15 protein-coding genes and 1 pseudogene are annotated in these 17,256 nt (G+C 63.0%); 6 read left to right on the top strand and 10 right to left on the bottom strand.

Going from position 1 to position 17,256, the window contains the following annotated elements:
- Positions 1-51: 51 nt before the first annotated feature.
- Both D886_RS0120500 and D886_RS0120495 read right to left on the bottom strand, forming a co-directional pair.
- Positions 52-609 (bottom strand): hypothetical protein, encoded by a 558-nt coding sequence (locus D886_RS0120500; protein ID WP_027595679.1) that lies wholly within the window; start codon positions 607-609, stop codon positions 52-54.
- 46 nt (positions 610-655) lie between these two features.
- The gene (locus tag D886_RS0120495; RefSeq protein ID WP_027595678.1) at positions 656-1,411 is read right to left on the bottom strand and encodes a sulfite exporter TauE/SafE family protein; all 756 of its coding nucleotides are present in this window, start codon (positions 1,409-1,411) and stop codon (positions 656-658) included.
- A 97-nt stretch (positions 1,412-1,508) separates the two neighbouring features.
- Between D886_RS0120495 and D886_RS0120490 the strand changes: the two genes are divergently transcribed.
- The 5 genes and pseudogenes from D886_RS0120490 (at position 1,509) to leuA (ending at position 7,737) form a co-directional block, all read left to right on the top strand.
- Entirely contained in the window at positions 1,509-2,390 is an 882-nt protein-coding gene (locus D886_RS0120490; protein WP_027595677.1) for a LysR family transcriptional regulator, read from the top strand.
- 382 nt (positions 2,391-2,772) lie between these two features.
- Positions 2,773-3,021, top strand: a pseudogene (locus D886_RS28620) (RHS repeat-associated core domain-containing protein); the annotation flags it as partial.
- A 418-nt stretch (positions 3,022-3,439) separates the two neighbouring features.
- The gene (gene xseA / locus D886_RS0120485) at positions 3,440-4,819 is read left to right on the top strand and encodes an exodeoxyribonuclease VII large subunit (protein ID WP_033694301.1); all 1,380 of its coding nucleotides are present in this window, start codon (positions 3,440-3,442) and stop codon (positions 4,817-4,819) included.
- A 3-nt stretch (positions 4,820-4,822) separates the two neighbouring features.
- Entirely contained in the window at positions 4,823-5,650 is an 828-nt protein-coding gene (locus D886_RS0120480) for a M23 family metallopeptidase (protein WP_027595675.1), read from the top strand.
- Positions 5,651-6,063: 413 nt separating this feature from the next.
- Positions 6,064-7,737, top strand: a complete 1,674-nt coding sequence (gene leuA / locus D886_RS0120475; protein ID WP_027595674.1) for a 2-isopropylmalate synthase — start codon at positions 6,064-6,066, stop codon at positions 7,735-7,737.
- Between the two features lie 228 nt (positions 7,738-7,965).
- Here the strand turns inward: leuA and D886_RS0120470 are convergent, their stop codons facing one another.
- The 3 genes from D886_RS0120470 to zwf are packed head-to-tail and all read right to left on the bottom strand — an operon-like array spanning position 7,966 to position 10,833.
- Positions 7,966-8,646, bottom strand: a complete 681-nt coding sequence (locus tag D886_RS0120470) for a bifunctional 4-hydroxy-2-oxoglutarate aldolase/2-dehydro-3-deoxy-phosphogluconate aldolase (RefSeq protein ID WP_027595673.1) — start codon at positions 8,644-8,646, stop codon at positions 7,966-7,968.
- Between the two features lie 17 nt (positions 8,647-8,663).
- Complete coding sequence (gene pgl, locus D886_RS0120465; RefSeq protein ID WP_027595672.1) at positions 8,664-9,377, bottom strand: 6-phosphogluconolactonase; 714 nt, start codon at positions 9,375-9,377, stop codon at positions 8,664-8,666.
- Positions 9,364-10,833 carry a glucose-6-phosphate dehydrogenase gene (gene zwf / locus D886_RS0120460; RefSeq protein WP_027595671.1) on the bottom strand — a complete coding sequence of 490 codons (1,470 nt, stop codon included), beginning with the start codon at positions 10,831-10,833 and terminating at the stop codon, positions 9,364-9,366. Before zwf ends, pgl begins: the two co-directional genes overlap by 14 nt.
- A 211-nt stretch (positions 10,834-11,044) precedes the next feature.
- On the opposite strand from zwf, the gene hexR reads away from it, so the two are divergent.
- Positions 11,045-11,908: a DNA-binding transcriptional regulator HexR gene (gene hexR / locus D886_RS0120455; RefSeq protein WP_172960401.1), complete on the top strand. Its 864-nt coding sequence runs from the start codon at positions 11,045-11,047 to the stop codon at positions 11,906-11,908.
- Here the strand turns inward: hexR and D886_RS0120450 are convergent.
- From D886_RS0120450 to D886_RS0120430, 5 genes are all read right to left on the bottom strand, one after another.
- Positions 11,901-12,755, bottom strand: coding sequence for a D-hexose-6-phosphate mutarotase (locus tag D886_RS0120450; protein WP_027595669.1), 855 nt, complete (start codon positions 12,753-12,755; stop codon positions 11,901-11,903). The genes hexR and D886_RS0120450 overlap by 8 nt on opposite strands.
- Before the next feature lie 117 nt (positions 12,756-12,872).
- Positions 12,873-14,216: a carbohydrate porin gene (locus tag D886_RS0120445; protein WP_027595668.1), complete on the bottom strand. Its 1,344-nt coding sequence runs from the start codon at positions 14,214-14,216 to the stop codon at positions 12,873-12,875.
- 41 nt (positions 14,217-14,257) lie between these two features.
- Complete coding sequence (locus tag D886_RS0120440; RefSeq protein WP_027595667.1) at positions 14,258-15,412, bottom strand: ABC transporter ATP-binding protein; 1,155 nt, start codon at positions 15,410-15,412, stop codon at positions 14,258-14,260.
- A gap of 3 nt (positions 15,413-15,415) precedes the next feature.
- The gene (locus D886_RS0120435) at positions 15,416-16,261 is read right to left on the bottom strand and encodes a carbohydrate ABC transporter permease (RefSeq protein WP_027595666.1); all 846 of its coding nucleotides are present in this window, start codon (positions 16,259-16,261) and stop codon (positions 15,416-15,418) included.
- The gene (locus D886_RS0120430) at positions 16,254-17,162 is read right to left on the bottom strand and encodes a carbohydrate ABC transporter permease (protein WP_027595665.1); all 909 of its coding nucleotides are present in this window, start codon (positions 17,160-17,162) and stop codon (positions 16,254-16,256) included. The genes D886_RS0120435 and D886_RS0120430 overlap by 8 nt, the downstream gene beginning before the upstream one ends.
- Positions 17,163-17,256 lie beyond the last annotated feature (94 nt).

Here is a 17,256-nt window from a genome sequence, read left to right as displayed (position 1 = left end):
CCATTATACTCATCCACGGCGCGCCGCTCAATGCAAAATAAGGGCCTTCGGTCAGCGTTCTGGCAGTTTTACCTGCACGACCGCCACTGGCTGGTCGAGCCAGTCGGCGAAGCTGTCGAGAAAGGCCTGGGTGAACCCGGCCTCGCCCCAGTTGTTGAAGATGAACCCCAGGTTGGAAAAGGCACATGGCTGCAGGTAAAGAAAGCCATTGATGTCGTCTTCGAAGCCGCACAGCGGGCAGGTGAAGTTGTCACTGACCCCTGGCATCCACTCTTCCAGGCTCTCGAACAGCGGCTCGCCGACTTCACGGCGGCACTCCGGGCAGCCGGCTTCTTCGAGAAAACCGTCGGTCGGGGTATAGATGCAGCGCTTGAGCATGATCTCGAGGCCGCTGGCCTGCTCACCGAAGGGCAGTTTCTCGGGGTGCAGGGCTACCTTGCGCGCACCTTCGGCCAAGGCATGGCCCATGCGGTTTCCGGTGCGGCCACAGGTGGTGAGTTGCTCTTCGACGATTTTCTCGCGCACCAGCCAGCGTACGATCGCCCGGGCGCGGGCCTCGTTGGCCGGAACGGTGGAAAGCTTGGGGACGATGATGCTCTGGGTGTTCATTAAGGAAGCAAACCTGCGAACTGCGGTAATCCCGTAATTCTACCGCTCACAGGCTCAGGTAGCGACCGATCATGGCCAAGCCACTGGCCAGCACCAGCCACGTGACCAGGCGCACAAAGGCCTCGCGGGACAGTTTCAGCGTCAGCCGGCGCCCTACCCACAAGCCGACGAACATCACCGGCAACAGGCAGGCAGCGAGCAACAGCAGGCTGCTGTCGGCGTAGACCCCGGCAATCAGGAACAGCGACAGGCGCACCACCGTGCTGCAACTGATCAACGCACTTTGGGTAGCCCGCACCTGCTCTTTCGCCTCCAGGCGAGCACTGAGGTACAGCGCATAGAGAAAACCGCCGCTGCCGAACAATGCGCCGAACAAGCCCCCTACCGTGCCCATGGGTACCGCCCAGAAGCCGGACAAGGTCGCCGGACGCACCTTCACCGCCAGGTTGTAGAACGCATAGGCACTGACGAACAGGCCCATCAGCAACAGCAGTAGGTCGGACTTGAGACGTAGCAGGAACACCACCCCCAAGGTGCACCCTATCGCCATGAAGGGCAGCAGACGCAGCATCTCGCCGCGCACCACATCCCGGCGCGACGGCAGCAAGTTGCCGAAGGCCGCCACGAAGTCCAGCAGCACCAACAGCGGGATGATCCGGGACAGCGGCATGAAGTGGATCAGCACCGGCGCCGCGACCAGCGCAGTGCCGAAACCGGCAATGCCGAAAACGATGTAGGCCAGGCCGACACCGAGCAGGATGGGCAGCCAATCGAGGCCGGAAAAGGACAATGAGGTGAGCATGGCGTGTGTTCCTGAGAAGTCACGCAAAGGTTAGCCAGCCATGAGCCATGCCGACTAATATGCCTTTGCGCCATTACCCATCTCGAAAAGGCATGACATGACGTCGATCCGCCAGCTGCGTTACTTCGTGGAAATTGCCGAGAGCGGCAGTTTCAGCGCCGCCGCCGAGCGGCTCTACATCGCCCAGTCGGCGCTGAGCCGGCAGATCAAGGAGCTGGAGCAGCACCTGGGCACGCCATTGTTCGAACGCACTGCGCGCCTGCCACGCCTGACGCTCGCCGGGGACGCCTTTTTGCAGCGTGCCCGCCGCTTGCTGGCCGACCTGGCACAGGCCGAGCGCATCACCCGCGACATGGGCGACGGCTTGCAAGGCAGCCTGCGCCTGAACCACTCCAGCACCGTGCCGCTGACCGGGCCTCTGCTGGCTCGCTTGGGCGCGTACTTGCAAGGCAACCCTGGGATTGCACTGGAGATTGCGCAGCAGTCCTCGGAGGCGCAATTGGAGGATATCGCCGCTGGGCGGCTGGATATCGGCCTGTTGCGGCTGCCGGTGCTGCGCCAGCATGAAGGCGTGGTGCTGCATGAGCTGTTCAGCGAGCCTCTATTGCTGGCTGTCGCCGCTGGGCACCCCTTGGCTGAAGCGCCGGTCGTGCAACTGGAGCAGCTGCGTGGCGAGCGCTTCATTTCGATTCCTCACCGGGACCGCGGCGGGTTGAGCTATTTGTCGGCCTCGCTGTGCATGAATGCAGGGTTCTTTCCGCAGGCGGCCCAGGTGGTTTCACGCAAGACCACGCAGTTGCAGCTGATTCAGGCGGGGTTCGGGGTAGCGCTGTTGCCGGCATGCATGCGCGATATTGCGCCGGCATCGGTCAGGTTCGTGGCGCTGGGTGAGGTGTGTGAGAGTACGGTGGCACTGGCGTGTCGGCGGGATGCTGGGTTGATGGTGCGCCAGTTTTTGGCGGCGATGCAGGGGGCGTGATGGGGAGGTGATGGGGGCCTTGGTGCATGACGGGGGATTTTTAGCGCCTGGGAGATCGAGCGCCGCCCGCGCGGCGCATCGCGAGCAACGCTCGCTCCTACGTCTGTTTCGGGCCAGTAACGCCTGTGACAGGCGCGCGCGACCGCCTTGTTGGTCCGACGCGATATTGAGGCGGACGAGAAAGGGATCGCGCGCCCATGCCCCAGGAATAACCCCTCCCATCAGGCTAGACACAGCATACAAGGAGCAGCCTTGTGCTGCGAAGCACCGACCTGGCATATCTATCAGTGGTGGCTTATCCCAATACATCTGAAACTTATCCCATCTCAAATGGAGGTAAACACTCATGCGACAGTCTTCCACCCCCAACCGCCCCTACCCTGCCTATACCCCCTACGGGCACAACGGAGTAAATGGTCAGCAAGTAGCCTTACTTGGTTTCAACGCAGAGCACCTGAATCGCTTTCTGGGTTGCTATCTACTGGGCAATGGTTACCGCGCTTATAAGCCCTCCCTTATGCGCTTTCACTCACCCGATTGTTTGAGCCCATTCGGCAGAGGGGGACTTAATGCATATGGATATTGCATGGGGGACCCCATCAACCTTGCCGACCCTAGCGGCCATGCTTTCATCAAAGGTTCTTTGTCTGCCAACCTGAAGCGCACCCCCTCAGCAGACCGAATTCCCAGCATTGCCCCTAGCCTGGATGAACAGCAGTTAATTGATGTAAACGCGCAGTTGAATAGGCTCGAGCACGTACAGCAAGATCTCCACCAGCGACTGCAACCACGTCCAGCACCCAGCCCTGCAGAAGCAACCCCCTACGCTTCGATGGAAAGCCTGGCAAGTAGCCGAACCGGCTCTCTCGTCGATCTTCCTGCGGCGGCTCAAGTGACTGCGCTACCGAGTCCACTAGAACGCTCAACGAGCCAGGCCGAGCTCTCGGCGCTGGCAAACGACCTGAGAAGCCGTCTTCACGTAGCCCGGCGCAATTCGGTTTGAACCAATCGCTTGAAGCACGCCACCCGCAACTGCGATGATGCCCACCATGATCAGAGACCCTTTCGAACGACTCGGCCTGGACCGCGAGGTCCTCACCGTCAGCCAGCTCAACGGCCGCGCCCGGGTGCTGCTGGAAGACGTATTCCGCAGCGTCTGGGTGGAAGGCGAGATTTCCAACCTCGCCCGCCCGGCCTCCGGCCACATGTACTTCACCCTCAAGGACAGCGGCGCCCAGGTGCGCTGCGCGCTGTTCCGCCAGAACGCCACGCGGGTCCGCCAGGCCCTGCGTGATGGCCTCGCGGTGCGGGTGCGGGGCAAGGTTTCGCTGTTCGAGGGGCGTGGCGACTATCAGCTGATTCTCGACACCGTCGAACCGGCCGGGGATGGCGCCCTGCGCCTGGCATTCGAGGCCTTGAAAGAAAAACTCGGCGCCGAGGGCCTGTTCAGCGCCGAGCGCAAAAAGCCGCTACCGGCCCACCCGCAGCGTATCGGCATCATCACCTCGCCCACCGGCGCGGTGATCCGCGACATCATCAGCGTATTCGGCCGCCGCGCCCCGCAGGTCGAACTGAACCTGATCCCGACGGCGGTACAGGGCCGCGAATCCATCGCCCAGATCGTGCGCGCCGTGCAACTGGCCGACAGCCTTGGTTTCGATGCACTCATCCTGGCCCGTGGCGGCGGCTCACTGGAAGACCTGTGGAGCTTCAACGAGGAAGCCGTGGCACGTGCCGTGGCCGCCTGTGTCACGCCCATCGTCAGCGCCGTCGGCCATGAGACCGACGTGTCGATCTGCGATTTCGTCGCCGACGTACGCGCCCCCACGCCATCGGCCGCCGCCGAACTGTTGGCCCCCGACAACAGCGGCCTGCAGCAACGCCTCGACGGCCTGCAACGGCGCCTGCTGCTGCGCATGCAAAACCGCCTGAGCCACGACCGCCTGCGCGTGGAATCGCTGGCCCGACGCCTGCGCCATCCGGGTGAGCGCCTGCGCCAGCAAGCCCAGCGCCTGGACGACCTGGACATGCGCCTGCGTCGCGCCTTCATGAACAACCTCAACCAGCGCCGCGAGCGCCTGGGGCGCCTCGACACGCGCCTGGCCGCGCAACACCCAGGTCGCACCCTGAAGCTGCTCAACCAGCGCCTGGACAGCCTCGCCGAACGCCTGCCCCGGGCCATGCGCGAGGTGCTCAAGGACCGTCGCCAGCGCTTCCAGGCACAACTGCAGACGCTGCAAGTGGTCAGCCCGCTGGCCACCCTCGCCCGCGGCTACAGCATCCTGCTCGATGAGCGTGGCCAGGCCATCCGCAGCGCCGAGCAAACCCACAACGGCCAGCGCCTGACCGCCCGCCTCAATGAAGGCGAACTGCAGGTGCGCGTCGAAGACAACCACCTGACGCCCGTCACCCTCTCACTACTGGACTGACCCATGCCCCGCCTGTTCGCGCCCCTGCTCGCCCTCTCCCTCATGCTGCTGGCCGCAGGCGCCCAGGCCAGCTACATCACCCGCACCCTGAACAAACCCGTGCCGGGTGGCGTGGCGGTGGTCGACCTCGGCCCGGCGGCAACGGCGCCGAGCGCACGCTTCGATGGCAAGCCGGTGCTGGTGGTCAAGGAGCAGGACAGCTGGCTGGCCATCGTCGGCATCCCGCTGACCCAGAAGCCCGGCACCGCCGTGCTGACCCAGGGCGGCCGCAGCCTGCCCTTCAGCGTCGGCAGCAAGAAGTACCCCGAGCAGCACATCACCTTGAAGAACACCCGCCAGGTCAATCCGAACCCGGACGACCTCAAGCGCATCGACCGTGAACTGGCCGAGCAGATCAAGGCGTATCGCAGTTTCAGCCCGGTACTGCCAAGCAACCTGGTCCTCGACAAACCCGTCAGCGGTCCGCTGTCGAGCAAGTTCGGCGTGCGCCGCTTCTTCAACGGCGAAGAGCGCAACCCGCATGCCGGGCTGGACTTCGCCGTGCCGGCCGGCACGCCAATCAAGACCCCGGCCAATGGCCAGGTGATCCTGGTGGGGGATTACTTCTTCAATGGCCGTACCGTGTTCGTCGACCATGGCCAGGGCTTTATCAGCATGTTCTGCCACATGTCGAAGATCGATGTGCAGGTTGGCCAACAGCTGCGCCGAGGCGATGTGGTCGGGCGCGTGGGGTCGACCGGGCGGGCGACCGGGCCGCACATGCACTGGAATGTCAGCCTGAATGATGCTCGGGTCGATCCCGCTATCTTCATCGGCGCATTCCAGCCCTGAGATCGGCAGCGCCTGCTTCGCGGGTAAACCCGCTCCTACAGGGATCGCGAAACCCTGTGGGAGCGGGTTTACCCGCGAAGAGGCCGTCACAGTCGACATCACTTCCCCTCTGTTGCGCCATCGAAATATACCGCGCAACAATTCAAAGACCTGAATTAATTTTCAGCGATAAAATCTCGCCACTCAGCTTTTTTTAAGCATTCCTCTCAATTTTTTACGAACACTTGCCATCCCTCACCCCACTGGTTAGGGTTGAGGCATGAAAACCTTCAGCACCCTCATTCTGCTCCGACAACATCGCAGCCTCTGCCTGGTCAGTGCCCGACTACCAGGGTGAATCGCGTCGCCTCGCCTTTTCATCTCGTTATTGCTCGGCAGGCCCGATCTCGGCCGCATACAAAAGGATTGCTTCCATGACCATGCTCAAAGACCCTTCGAAGAAATACCGCGCGTTCCCGACCATCGACCTGCCTGACCGCACCTGGCCGTCGAAAACCATCACTGCAGCGCCGATCTGGTGCAGCTCCGACCTGCGTGATGGCAACCAGTCGCTGATCGAGCCGATGGATTCGGAGAAGAAGATGCGTTTCTGGAAGACCCTGGTGCAGGTTGGCGTGAAGGAAATCGAAGCCTCGTTCCCATCCGCTTCGCAAACCGATTTCGACTTCGTTCGCACCCTGATCGAAGACGGCCACATCCCGGACGACACCACCATCCAGGTGCTGACCCAGGCCCGTGAAGACCTCATCGCCCGTACGTTCGAATCGCTGCGCGGCGCCAAGAAGGCCATCGTCCACCTGTACAACGCCACCAGCCCGTCGTTCCGCCGCATTGTCTTCAACCAGGACAAGCAAGGCGTGAAAGACATCGCGGTGAACGCGGCCAAACTGTTCGTCAAGTACGCCGCCCAGCAGCCTGAAACCCAGTGGACCTTCCAGTACTCGCCTGAAACCTTCAGCGCCACCGAACTGGAGTTCGCCAAGGAAGTCTGCGACGCGGTCATCGAGGTGTGGAACCCGACCCCTGAGCACAAGCTGATCCTCAACCTGCCGGCCACCGTAGAAGTCGCCACGCCGAACATCTATGCCGACCAGATCGAGTGGTTCTGCCGCAATATCAGCCGCCGTGACAGCGTGATCATCAGCCTGCACTGCCACAACGACCGCGGCACCGGCATCGCCGCCACCGAATTGGGCCTGATGGCCGGCGCCGACCGCGCCGAAGGCTGCCTGTTCGGCAACGGCGAGCGTACCGGCAACGTGGACCTGGTGACCTTGGCACTGAACCTCTACACCCAAGGCATCGACCCGCAACTGGACTTCTCCGACATCGACGGCGTGCGCAAAGTCGTCGAAGAGTGCAACCAACTGCCGGTGCACCCACGTCACCCGTACGTGGGCGACCTGGTCCACACCGCGTTCTCCGGCTCGCACCAGGACGCCATTCGCAAGGGCTTCGCCAAGCAACAGGAAGGCGAGCTGTGGGAAGTGCCCTACCTGCCGATCGACCCGGCCGACATCGGCCGCAGCTACGAGGCGGTCATCCGCGTCAACAGCCAGTCGGGCAAAGGCGGCATCACCTACCTGCTCGAGCAGGAATACGGCATCAGCCTGCCGCGCCGCATGCAGATCGAATTCAGCCAAGTGGTACAGGGTGAAACCGACCGCCTCGGCCTGGAAATGACCGCCAAGCAGATCTACAGCCTGCTGCAGAAGGAATACCTCCAGGCCAACGCCCCGTATGCGCTGGTCAGCCACCGCCTGCAGGAAGAAAACGGCCACAGCGCCGTGGAAGTGGAAGTCGCCGGCGAAGGCGAAACCACCCTGCACTGGCGCGGCAAGGGCAATGGCGCCCTGGAAGCCCTGGTGGCCGGCCTGCCGATCGCCGTAGAAATCATGGACTACAACGAGCACGCCATTGGCGCTGGCACCAATGCCAAGGCGGCAGCGTACATCGAGCTGCGCGTGGCCGGTGGCCGTCCGGTACATGGCGTGGGTATCGATGAAAACATCACCACCGCCAGCTTCAAGGCACTGTTCAGCGCGCTGAACCGGTCGCTGAGCCAGCAAGAGGCTAAAGCGGCGTAAGCAGTAGTTTGATGGTCACAAGCCCGCATCCTTGATGCGGGCTTTTTTATTGCCTGTGCCGGCCTCTTCGCGGGGTAAGCCCGCTCCCACAGGAATGGTGGATCTACGGAGGTTTACTGTGGGAGCGGGCTTGCCCGCGAAGAGGCCATTACCATCAACACAAAACCTGCAGGCAAAAAAAAGGGGCGCCGACCAAGCGCCCCATAAGCCGTAAAGCACACAACAAATTCAGTTAGCGTCCAACAATGCCATCGCCTCAGCACTGCACGCCTCGATCCGCGCCCAGTCACCGTTCTTGATCCAGCTGCTGTCGAGCATCCAGGTGCCACCCACGCACATCACATTGGGCAGCGCCATGTAGTTGCGCACATTGGCCGGGTTGACCCCGCCAGTCGGGCAGAAGCGAATGTCGCCAAACGGGCCGCCAAACGCCTTGATCGCCGCCACGCCACCGCTGATTTCCGCCGGGAACAGCTTGAACCGGCGATAGCCCAGGGCGTAGCCCATCATGATCTCGGACGGCGTACTGATACCCGGCAGCAGCGGGATATCGCTTTGCACACCGGCTTCGAGAATGTCCTGGGTGATGCCCGGGGTGACCACGAACTGCGCGCCAGCCGCTTCGACTGCCGCGAACATGCTGCGATCGAGCACAGTACCGGCACCAATGCACAGCTCTGGGCGCTGCTCGCGCAGCACCTGAATGGCCTTCAGGCCGTGCTGGGAACGCAGGGTCACCTCAAGGGTACGAATGCCGCCCGCAGCCAAGGCGTCGGCCAGCGGCAGGATGTCTTCCTCACGGGCGATGGTGATCACCGGCAGGATGCGCGCCTTGTCGCAGATCGCGTCGATCCGGGCGGCTTTGTCGGCCATCGAGAGCAGAGTCTGTGGGCGTTCAAGGGTGGTCATGACAGTGGATCCTTGGCTCATGGGCACCAGTAGATGTCCAGGGGGTCGTGAAGAAAGGCGCGTATCGGCATTTCGGTAAGGTCTTCGCCCGCCAGCGCGGCGCGCAGGGTAGCGAGTTTGCCCTGGCCTTGCACGGACAGCGCGGTAAACGCGGCACTGGCCAGCAAGGCGCGGGTCATCGACAGGCGCTGATGCGGCACGCTGGGCGCCAGCATCGGCAGGCAGCGACGGGAGCTGTTTGGGGCCAGGCCGTCGTCCAGGTTGGGGCTGTTCGGGAACAGCGAAGCAGTATGGCCGTCGTCGCCCATGCCCAGCACCAACACGTCGATGGCGGGCAGGTCTGCCAGCGCCTGGTCGGCGTTGGCGGCGGCGCGTTCAAGATTTTCAGCCTGCTGATACAGGCCCATGAAGCGTGCCTTGGCGGCAGTGCCCTTGAGCAGGTGGCGGGCCAGCAGGCCAGCATTGCTGTCGGCATGCTCCACCGGCACCCAGCGCTCATCCGCTAGGCTCACGGTGACCTTCGACCAGTCCAGCGCCTCGGCGGCCAAGCGCTCGAGAAACGGCACCGGGCTGCGCCCACCGGACAACACCACGCAGGCCTGGCCTTTGGCGGCAATTGCCGCCCGCAGGCGCTCGGCCACATCCCGGGCCAGCGTTGCGGCCAGGGTCTTGGCATCCGCCAGTTCGTGCGCCTTCACCGCCACCGGCAGTTGCAGTTCAGATATCGCCATACCACGCCCTCCCATCTCGTGTGATCAGTGCAATCGAGCTCATCGGCCCCCAGGAGCCCGCCGCGTAAGGCTTGGGCGCATCACCTGCGCTTTGCCAGCCGGCGATCAACTGGTCGCACCATTTCCAGGCATATTCGATTTCATCCTTGCGCACGAACAGGTTCTGGTTGCCGCGCATCACCTCGAGCAACAGGCGTTCGTAGGCATCCGGAATCCGCGCGCTGCGCCAGGCATCGGAAAAATTCAGCTGCAACGGGCCGCTGCGCAGTTGCATGCCCTTGTCCAGGCCTTGCTCCTTGGTCATCACCCTTAAAGAAATACCTTCGTCCGGTTGCAGACGGATGATCAGCTTGTTACCCACCTGCAAACGTTGTTCCGGGGCGAAGATGTAGTGCGGTGTTTCCTTGAAGTGGATGACGATCTGCGACAGCTTCTGCGGCATGCGCTTGCCGGTGCGCAGGTAGAACGGCACGCCCGACCAACGCCAGTTGCGGATGTCGGCGCGCAGGGCAACGAACGTCTCGGTGTCGCTCTGCGCGTTGGCGTTGTCTTCTTCCAGATAACCGGGCACCGGTTTGCCGTCGCTGTAACCGGCAATGTACTGGCCACGCACCACACGGGTGCTCAGCCCTTCGCCGGTGATCGGTGCCAGGGCCTTGAGCACCTTGACCTTCTCGTCGCGAATGCTGTCGGCTGAAAGTTCGCTGGGCGGGTCCATGGCGATCAGGCACAACAACTGCAGCAGGTGGTTCTGGATCATGTCACGCAGCTGGCCGGCCTTGTCGAAATAGCCCCAGCGGCCTTCGATGCCGACCTTTTCGGCCACGGTGATCTCCACATGGGAGATCGAATTCTGGTTCCACTGGGTTTCGAACAGGCTGTTGGCAAAGCGCAGCGCGATCAGGTTCTGCACCGTCTCCTTGCCCAGGTAGTGGTCGATGCGGTACACCCGGTTCTCGGGGAAGAACCGTGCCACGGCATCGTTGACCCGGCGCGACGACTCCAGGTCGTGGCCGATCGGCTTTTCCAGCACCACCCGGGTACGGGAGGCCAGGCCGGCTCTGTCGAGGTTCTCGCAGATGGCGCCATAAACGGCCGCCGCCGTGGCGAAATAGGCAATCAAGGGCAACTCGCCCGGCAACTGCTCAGCCAGCGCCTGGTAGCCCTCGGGCTGGAGAAAATCCAGGTGCTGGTAGCTCAGCCGGCCGAGGAAGCGGCCCAGTGTCGCGGGCTCGAGGTCGGCGTCGGGGACATGCCGGCGCAAATGCGCTTCGATGGTGTTCAGGTGTTCCTGCGCACTGCCGCTCTCGCGGGCCAGCGCCAACAGACGCGTGTCCGGGTGCAGCAGGTCGGCGCGGTCGAGCTGGTAGAGCGCAGGAAACAGCTTGCGCAATGCCAGGTCGCCCAGGGCGCCAAACAGGGCAAAGGTGCAAGGTTCGACACTGATCGCAGCCATGATGTTGGTTCTTTCCTAAAGTTGGTCTAGGAATACCGCTTTCACATACGGTTTTCAAGGGGTAATGTAGTAAAACTAACAACATTACCGACGAGTATTACAGACAAGTGGTGCGCCGCACGCACCGACAGTACGATAGACGACCATGCAAAAGGCCTGCTGCTCCGTCAGCCGGCTGTCTTCCCGACCCAAGGACACACCCATGGACCGCGTGCGAAACCTCCTGGAACAGATCCAGGGACGCCTCGACGAGCTGAACAAGGCCGAACGCAAAGTCGCCGAAGTCATCCTGCTCAACCCACAACAAGCCACCCGGTTCAGCATTGCTGCGCTGGCCCAGGCGGCCAAGGTCAGCGAACCGACCGTCAACCGCTTCTGCCGTTCGTTCGGCGTCAGCGGCTACCCGGAGCTCAAGCTGCAACTGGCGCAGAGCCTGGCCAGTGGCGCTGCCTATGTCAGCCGCGCGGTCGAGGCCGACGATGACCCTGCCGCCTACACCCAGAAGATTTTCGGCAGCGCCATCGCCTCGCTCGACAGTGCCTGCCAGCAACTCGACCCGCAGCAGGTCAGCCGCGCCGTGGACATGATGATCCAGGCCCGGCAGATCCACTTCTTCGGCCTGGGTGCCTCGGCCCCCGTGGCGCTGGACGCCCAGCACAAGTTCTTCCGCTTCAACCTGGCGGTGTCGGCCCACGCCGACGTGTTGATGCAACGCATGTTGGCCTCGGTGGCCCACACCGGCGACCTGTTCGTGATCATCTCCTACACCGGCCGTACCCGTGAGCTGGTCGAGGTGGCACGCGTGGCCCGCGAAAACGGCGCCTCGGTACTGGGCCTGACCGCTGCCGGCTCGCCGCTGGCCCAGGCCTGCAGCCTGAGCCTGCACATTCCGTTGCCAGAAGACACCGACATCTACATGCCGATGACCTCGCGGATCATCCAGCTGACCGTGCTCGACGTGCTGGCCACGGGCATGACCCTGCGCCGCGGCGTGGACTTCCAGCCGCACCTGCGCAAGATCAAGGAAAGCCTCAACGCCAGCCGCTACCCGATCGAGGACGACGAGCTCAACTGAGCCGGTGCGCCTGCAAACGCAAGTGGGCACGCTGCCCCGGGGCCAGGCTGAGGCCCTCGCCACTGCCACTGGCGGCTTCGACACAGACAAAGCCCAGGCACTCGCGACCGCTCACGCCCATCAGCGGGCGATTGCCCGGGTGCCAGACCACGGTATCGTCGCTGTCACCGGTATCGATGCACAGCTCCCGCTGCCAGGCCGGGTCCTGTAGCTGCACCCGCGGGGTGCCCGGGTACACTTTCTGGCAGCCGCCCTTGAGCTTCAGCGCGCCATCTTCGCGGCAGGCCTGGCGGTTCAGGCGGTCGTAACCTTCGATATCCTCAAGCCCAGACAGCGCTATCTCGGACACGTCACTGATACGCCAGTACGCCAGCAGCGCATGGCTCAGCTGGCAGGGTTCGCTGTCCTGGTGCTCAGTGCTCAGGCTCAGCTCCATACGGCTGCCCAGCCGCGCATGCAGGTCGACTTGCCAGTCGCACAGGTCCAACCGCCACTTCAGCGTCACACCCTCTTCATCCTCGCGGCTGTCCACCAGCTTCCAGTCGAGCAGGCGCGCCCAGCCATGGGCCGGCCACAAGTCTTCGCTGGGGTGGCGGCCATACCAGGGCCAACACACCGGCACACCGCCACGAATGGCCCCCACTTGCGGCCATTGTTCGGCGCACCACAGCCAAGGCCGTTCGCCGGCCGGTTGAAAGTGCAGCAATTGCGCGCCCTGCCGGCTGAATACCGCCTGGCAACGGGGGTGGTCGATGATCAGCACATCGCGCTGCTGGTAACGCTCCCACTCGAACGTCGGCCGGGGCCGTTGCGAGGAAAAGAAGCGATGTAGCGGATGTTCGGGCATGGTTCAGAGCTCTTGTTGTTTGAGATAGCGCTGTCTCGGCCTATCCCCGACAACCACTGCAAGCCAGTGGATGCCGGGAGCCGAAAATGGATTGGCGTAAATTTACAACAAATGCCCTCAGAATGACGACTGAATCTTCAAGCCCGCGACCAGCGCGTTATCCACCTCATCCACACCACCGGGGCTCTTGATGTACTGAAGGTTCGGGCGCACGGTCAGCCAGTTGGTGACGTGGAAGCCGTAATAGAGCTCGGCGTTGTACTCGGTGCGCTGCAGCGGCACGAAGCCTGGGTTGTCGTAGTCGGTGATGCCGCTCTGGCCATTGAGCAGCTCGGCGCGCTTCTTCACGTCGTCGTTGACGTGGATCCGCGCCACGCCAAAGCCGATGTCATCCTTGGGCCGAGCATCGAAGGCGCCCTTGTACACCAGGCCGACCTGCTGGTAGTTGTCGACCACGTTGGTGGCCTTGTCGTGCACGGTAAAGTTGGCAAACAGGCTGAGGCCACGGTTGACGTCACCGCCGTGGGCCGTGACCTGCTGCTGCGCCACCACCCACCAACCGTGCTTGCTCGAATGCGACTTGAAAGCCGCGCCCGTCAGGGCCTGCGGGTTGCCATTGACGTCGTCGTACACGTCGTCGGCCTTGGCCGTGCTGTAGTAGTAACCCAGGCGGTATTCACCCGGCAGGCCATTGACCTTGGGCGACCACACCGCCTCCACCGGCAGGATCGCACCCTTGGTGCCGCTGCCGCTGAGTTTGAAGCCGTTACCGGTTTCAAGGTTCGAGGGGTTTTGCTCGAAGGCGCCGACCTGGACGAAGAATTCCGGCGTGATGTTGTACTTGACCCGCAGCGCCCACTGGCTGACCGGCCAGTTGTACCAGATGCCACCCACCCAGTTGCCTACCTGCGAGCCGCAGAACGCCAGGTTCTGGAAGTCGCAGGGGAAGCTGTTGAAGTCCTCGCCTTCGCCGAAGCGGCCGAACTTGACGTCTAGCGCCCCGTCGAAGTACTTCTGCTTGACCCACATCTGCGTCAGCCGCCAGGTCTGGCCGCGCCCCCACACTTCCTGCACCGAGCTGAATTGCCCGGCACGCGGGTCGCTGATGCGGTCGTTGGACAGGTTGCGGCCGCTGCGCTCGGTGATCGCCAATTTGAATTCGGCATCGTGCCAACCCAGGATCTTCTGCAAGTCCAAGTGCGCGCCAAGGGCAAACTGGTCGCTGTAGCGCGCCGTCTTGTCGTCGTTGTAGCCGCCGTTGAGGTTACCGGCCACTTCGCCGACGTAGTCAAGGGTGAAGTCGTAGCCTTTTTCCAGCAGTTCGGTGCGGGTGCCGCCCCAGTCGCCGGTCATCCATTTTGACTCACTGGAGAAAGCCTCGGCGGCCTGCGCCCCACTGCTGCCCACCACGGCAAGCAAGGCCAATGAGCCCAAGGTCTTGATGCGATTGCGCTGTTCCATCCCTTTGCGTCCTCTTTTTTCTTATTGATGGTGTAGACGATTCAACGGCTCTTGAAGTGAGTCACGTTGTCCTTCACTGAAGCGTTGACGGTGCTCACGTCCAGGCGCTCACCGCTGGCGGCGTCGAACAGCAGCACCCGCGCCGGGTCGAATTGCAGGTTGAGGCTATCGCCAACCCGGCACGCCACATCCGGGGCCAGGCGGCAGCAGACCTTGGTCTGGTTGAGGGTGACGAACACCAGCAGGTCAGGCCCGGTGGGCTCGGTCACCTGCACGTCGGCGCGAATGCCGGGCAGGCCGTTGCCCTCCCCCGTGCCAAGGGCGATCTGCTCGGGGCGGATGCCGAGGATGATCTCGCGCCCGTCCAATTCATCACTGGCCAGGCCCAAGGGCAGCTCGCAACGCGCTTGGCCGCTGTCGAGCAGCGCCAGCAGGCGCCCCTCTTGCCGGGCCAGGCGAGCTGGGATGAAGTTCATCGGCGGCGAGCCGATGAAGCTGGCGACGAACTGGTTGGCCGGGTCGTTGTAGATCTGCTGCGGGGTGCCGAACTGCTGGATGATGCCGTCCTTCATTACCGCCACTTTGTCGCCCAGGGTCATGGCTTCGATCTGGTCATGGGTGACATACACCGTGGTGGTCTTCAGGCGCTGGTGCATCAGTTTCATTTCGGTGCGCATCTCGACCCGCAGCTTGGCGTCGAGGTTGGAAAGCGGTTCGTCAAACAGGTAGATCTTCGGCCGCCGCGCCAGCGCCCGGCCCATGGCCACACGCTGCTGCTGGCCACCGGACAACTGCGCCGGCTTGCGCGCCAGCAGGTGCTCGATCTGCAGCAGCTTGGCGACCCGCGCCACCTCTTCGTCGATGGCGGCCTGAGGCATCTTGCGAATCTTCAGGCCAAACTCGATGTTCTCGCGCACGCTCATGGTTGGGTACAGCGCGTAGGACTGGAACACCATGGCGATGTCCCGGTCCTTGGGGCTCATGCCGCTGACGTCCTGGTCATCGATCAGGATCGCGCCGCCGCTGATGTGCTCGAGGCCGGCGATGCAGTTCATCAAGGTCGACTTGCCACAGCCCGAAGGGCCGACCAAGATCAGGAACTCGCCGTCCTTGATCGACAGCTGGATGTCCTTGAGGGTGTCCGGCAGGCCGCTGCCGTAGGTCTTGTTCACATTGCGAAGTTCAAGCGTTGCCATGACTTACCCCTTGACGGCGCCGGCCGTGAGGCCGCGGACGAAATACTTGCCTGCCACCACATAGACCAGCAGGGTTGGCAGGCCGGCGATCATCGCCGCCGCCATGTCGACGTTGTATTCCTTGGCCCCGGTGCTGGTGTTGACCAGGTTGTTGAGGGCCACGGTGATCGGTTGCGAGTCGCCGCTGGAGAACACCACGCCGAACAGGAAGTCGTTCCAGATCTGGGTGAACTGCCAGATCAGGCAGACCATGATGATCGGTGTCGACATCGGCAGGATGATGCGGCGGAAAATGGTGAAAAACCCGGCACCGTCCAGGCGCGCGGCCTTGACCAGCGCATCGGGGATGCTCACGTAGAAGTTGCGGAAAAACAGCGTGGTGAAGGCCAGGCCGTAGACCACGTGCACCAGCACCAGGCCACCGGTGGTGCTGGCCAGGCCGAGCTTGCCGAGGGTGAACGAGGCTGGCAGCAGCACGGTCTGGAACGGCAGGAAGCAGCCGAACAACAGCAAACCGAAGAACAGCTGCGAACCGCGGAAGCGCCACATCGACAACACATAGCCATTCAGCGCGCCAATGGCCGTGGAGATCAGCACCGCCGGTACGGTGATCAAGATCGAGTTCCAGAAGTAACCACTGACGGTACCCCAGGCCTTGACCCAGCCAATGCCGCTGACCACCGTCGGCCAGCTCAGCAGGTTGCCGGTGCTGATGTCTTCCGGGGTTTTGAAGCTGGTCAGCAGCATCACCACCAGCGGTATCAGGTACAGCACCACCGCAAGCAGCAGTACCGCGTGGATGGCCAGGCGGCCGAGGCTCAGCGCCGGTTTGTCAGCAGGGCTATGCATGGCGTTTGCTCCGCAGCTCCGAGTACAGGTAAGGCACGAGGATCGCCAGGATCGCCCCGAGCATGAGGATGGCGCTGGCCGAGCCCATGCCCATCTGGCCGCGGCTGAAGGTGAACGAATACATGAACATCGCCGGCAGGTCGGAGGAGTACCCCGGGCCACCAGCGGTCATCGCCGCCACCAGGTCGAAGCTCTTGATGGCGATGTGCGAGAGGATCATCAGCGCACTGAAAAACACCGGGCGCAGGCTTGGCAGCACCACGGTCCAGTAGATGCGCGGCAGGCTGGCGCCGTCCATCTGGGCGGCGCGGATGATCGACTGATCGACGCCACGCAGGCCCGCCAGGAACATCGCCATGATGAAGCCAGAGGCCTGCCACACCGCGGCGATCACCAGGCAGTACACCACTCGGTCAGGGTCGATCAGCCAGTCCAGGCGAAAACCTTCCCAGCCCCAGTCGCGCAGCAATTTGTCCAAGCCCATGCCGGGATTGAGCAGCCACTTCCAGGCGGTGCCGGTGACGATCATCGACAGGGCCATGGGGTACAGGTAAATAGTGCGGATGAAGCCTTCGCGGCGAATGCGCTGGTCCAGCAGCACCGCCAGCAACACGCCGATGGCCAGACTGATGGCGATGAACAGGCCGCCGAACAGCAGCAGGTTCTTGCTCGCCACCCACCAGCGGTCGTTGTCGAACAGCCGCGCGTACTGCGCCAAACCCGCCCACTTGTAGGTGGGCAAGAACGTCGAGGTGGTGAACGACAGCACGAAGGTCCACAGGATGTAGCCGTAGAAGCCGACCAGGACGATGAACATGCTCGGTGCCAGTACCAGTTTGGGTAGCCAGCGCTGGAGAGCGTCCAGGGGTGAGGCCCGCAATTGCGCGGTGGTTGTGGTCATGGTTGATCCCCATTTGGATAACGACGCGTACCCCTGTAGGAGCAGCCTTGTGCTGCGAAGAGGCCGGTGAAGTCACTGCAATCTTCAGCGCTGG

This window comes from Pseudomonas sp. LAIL14HWK12:I7 (assembly GCF_000483465.1).
GTDB lineage: Bacteria > Pseudomonadota > Gammaproteobacteria > Pseudomonadales > Pseudomonadaceae > Aquipseudomonas > Aquipseudomonas kermanshahensis.
Note: the sequence above shows the minus strand (reverse complement) of the source record. Positions and strands in the feature narration are given on the sequence as shown.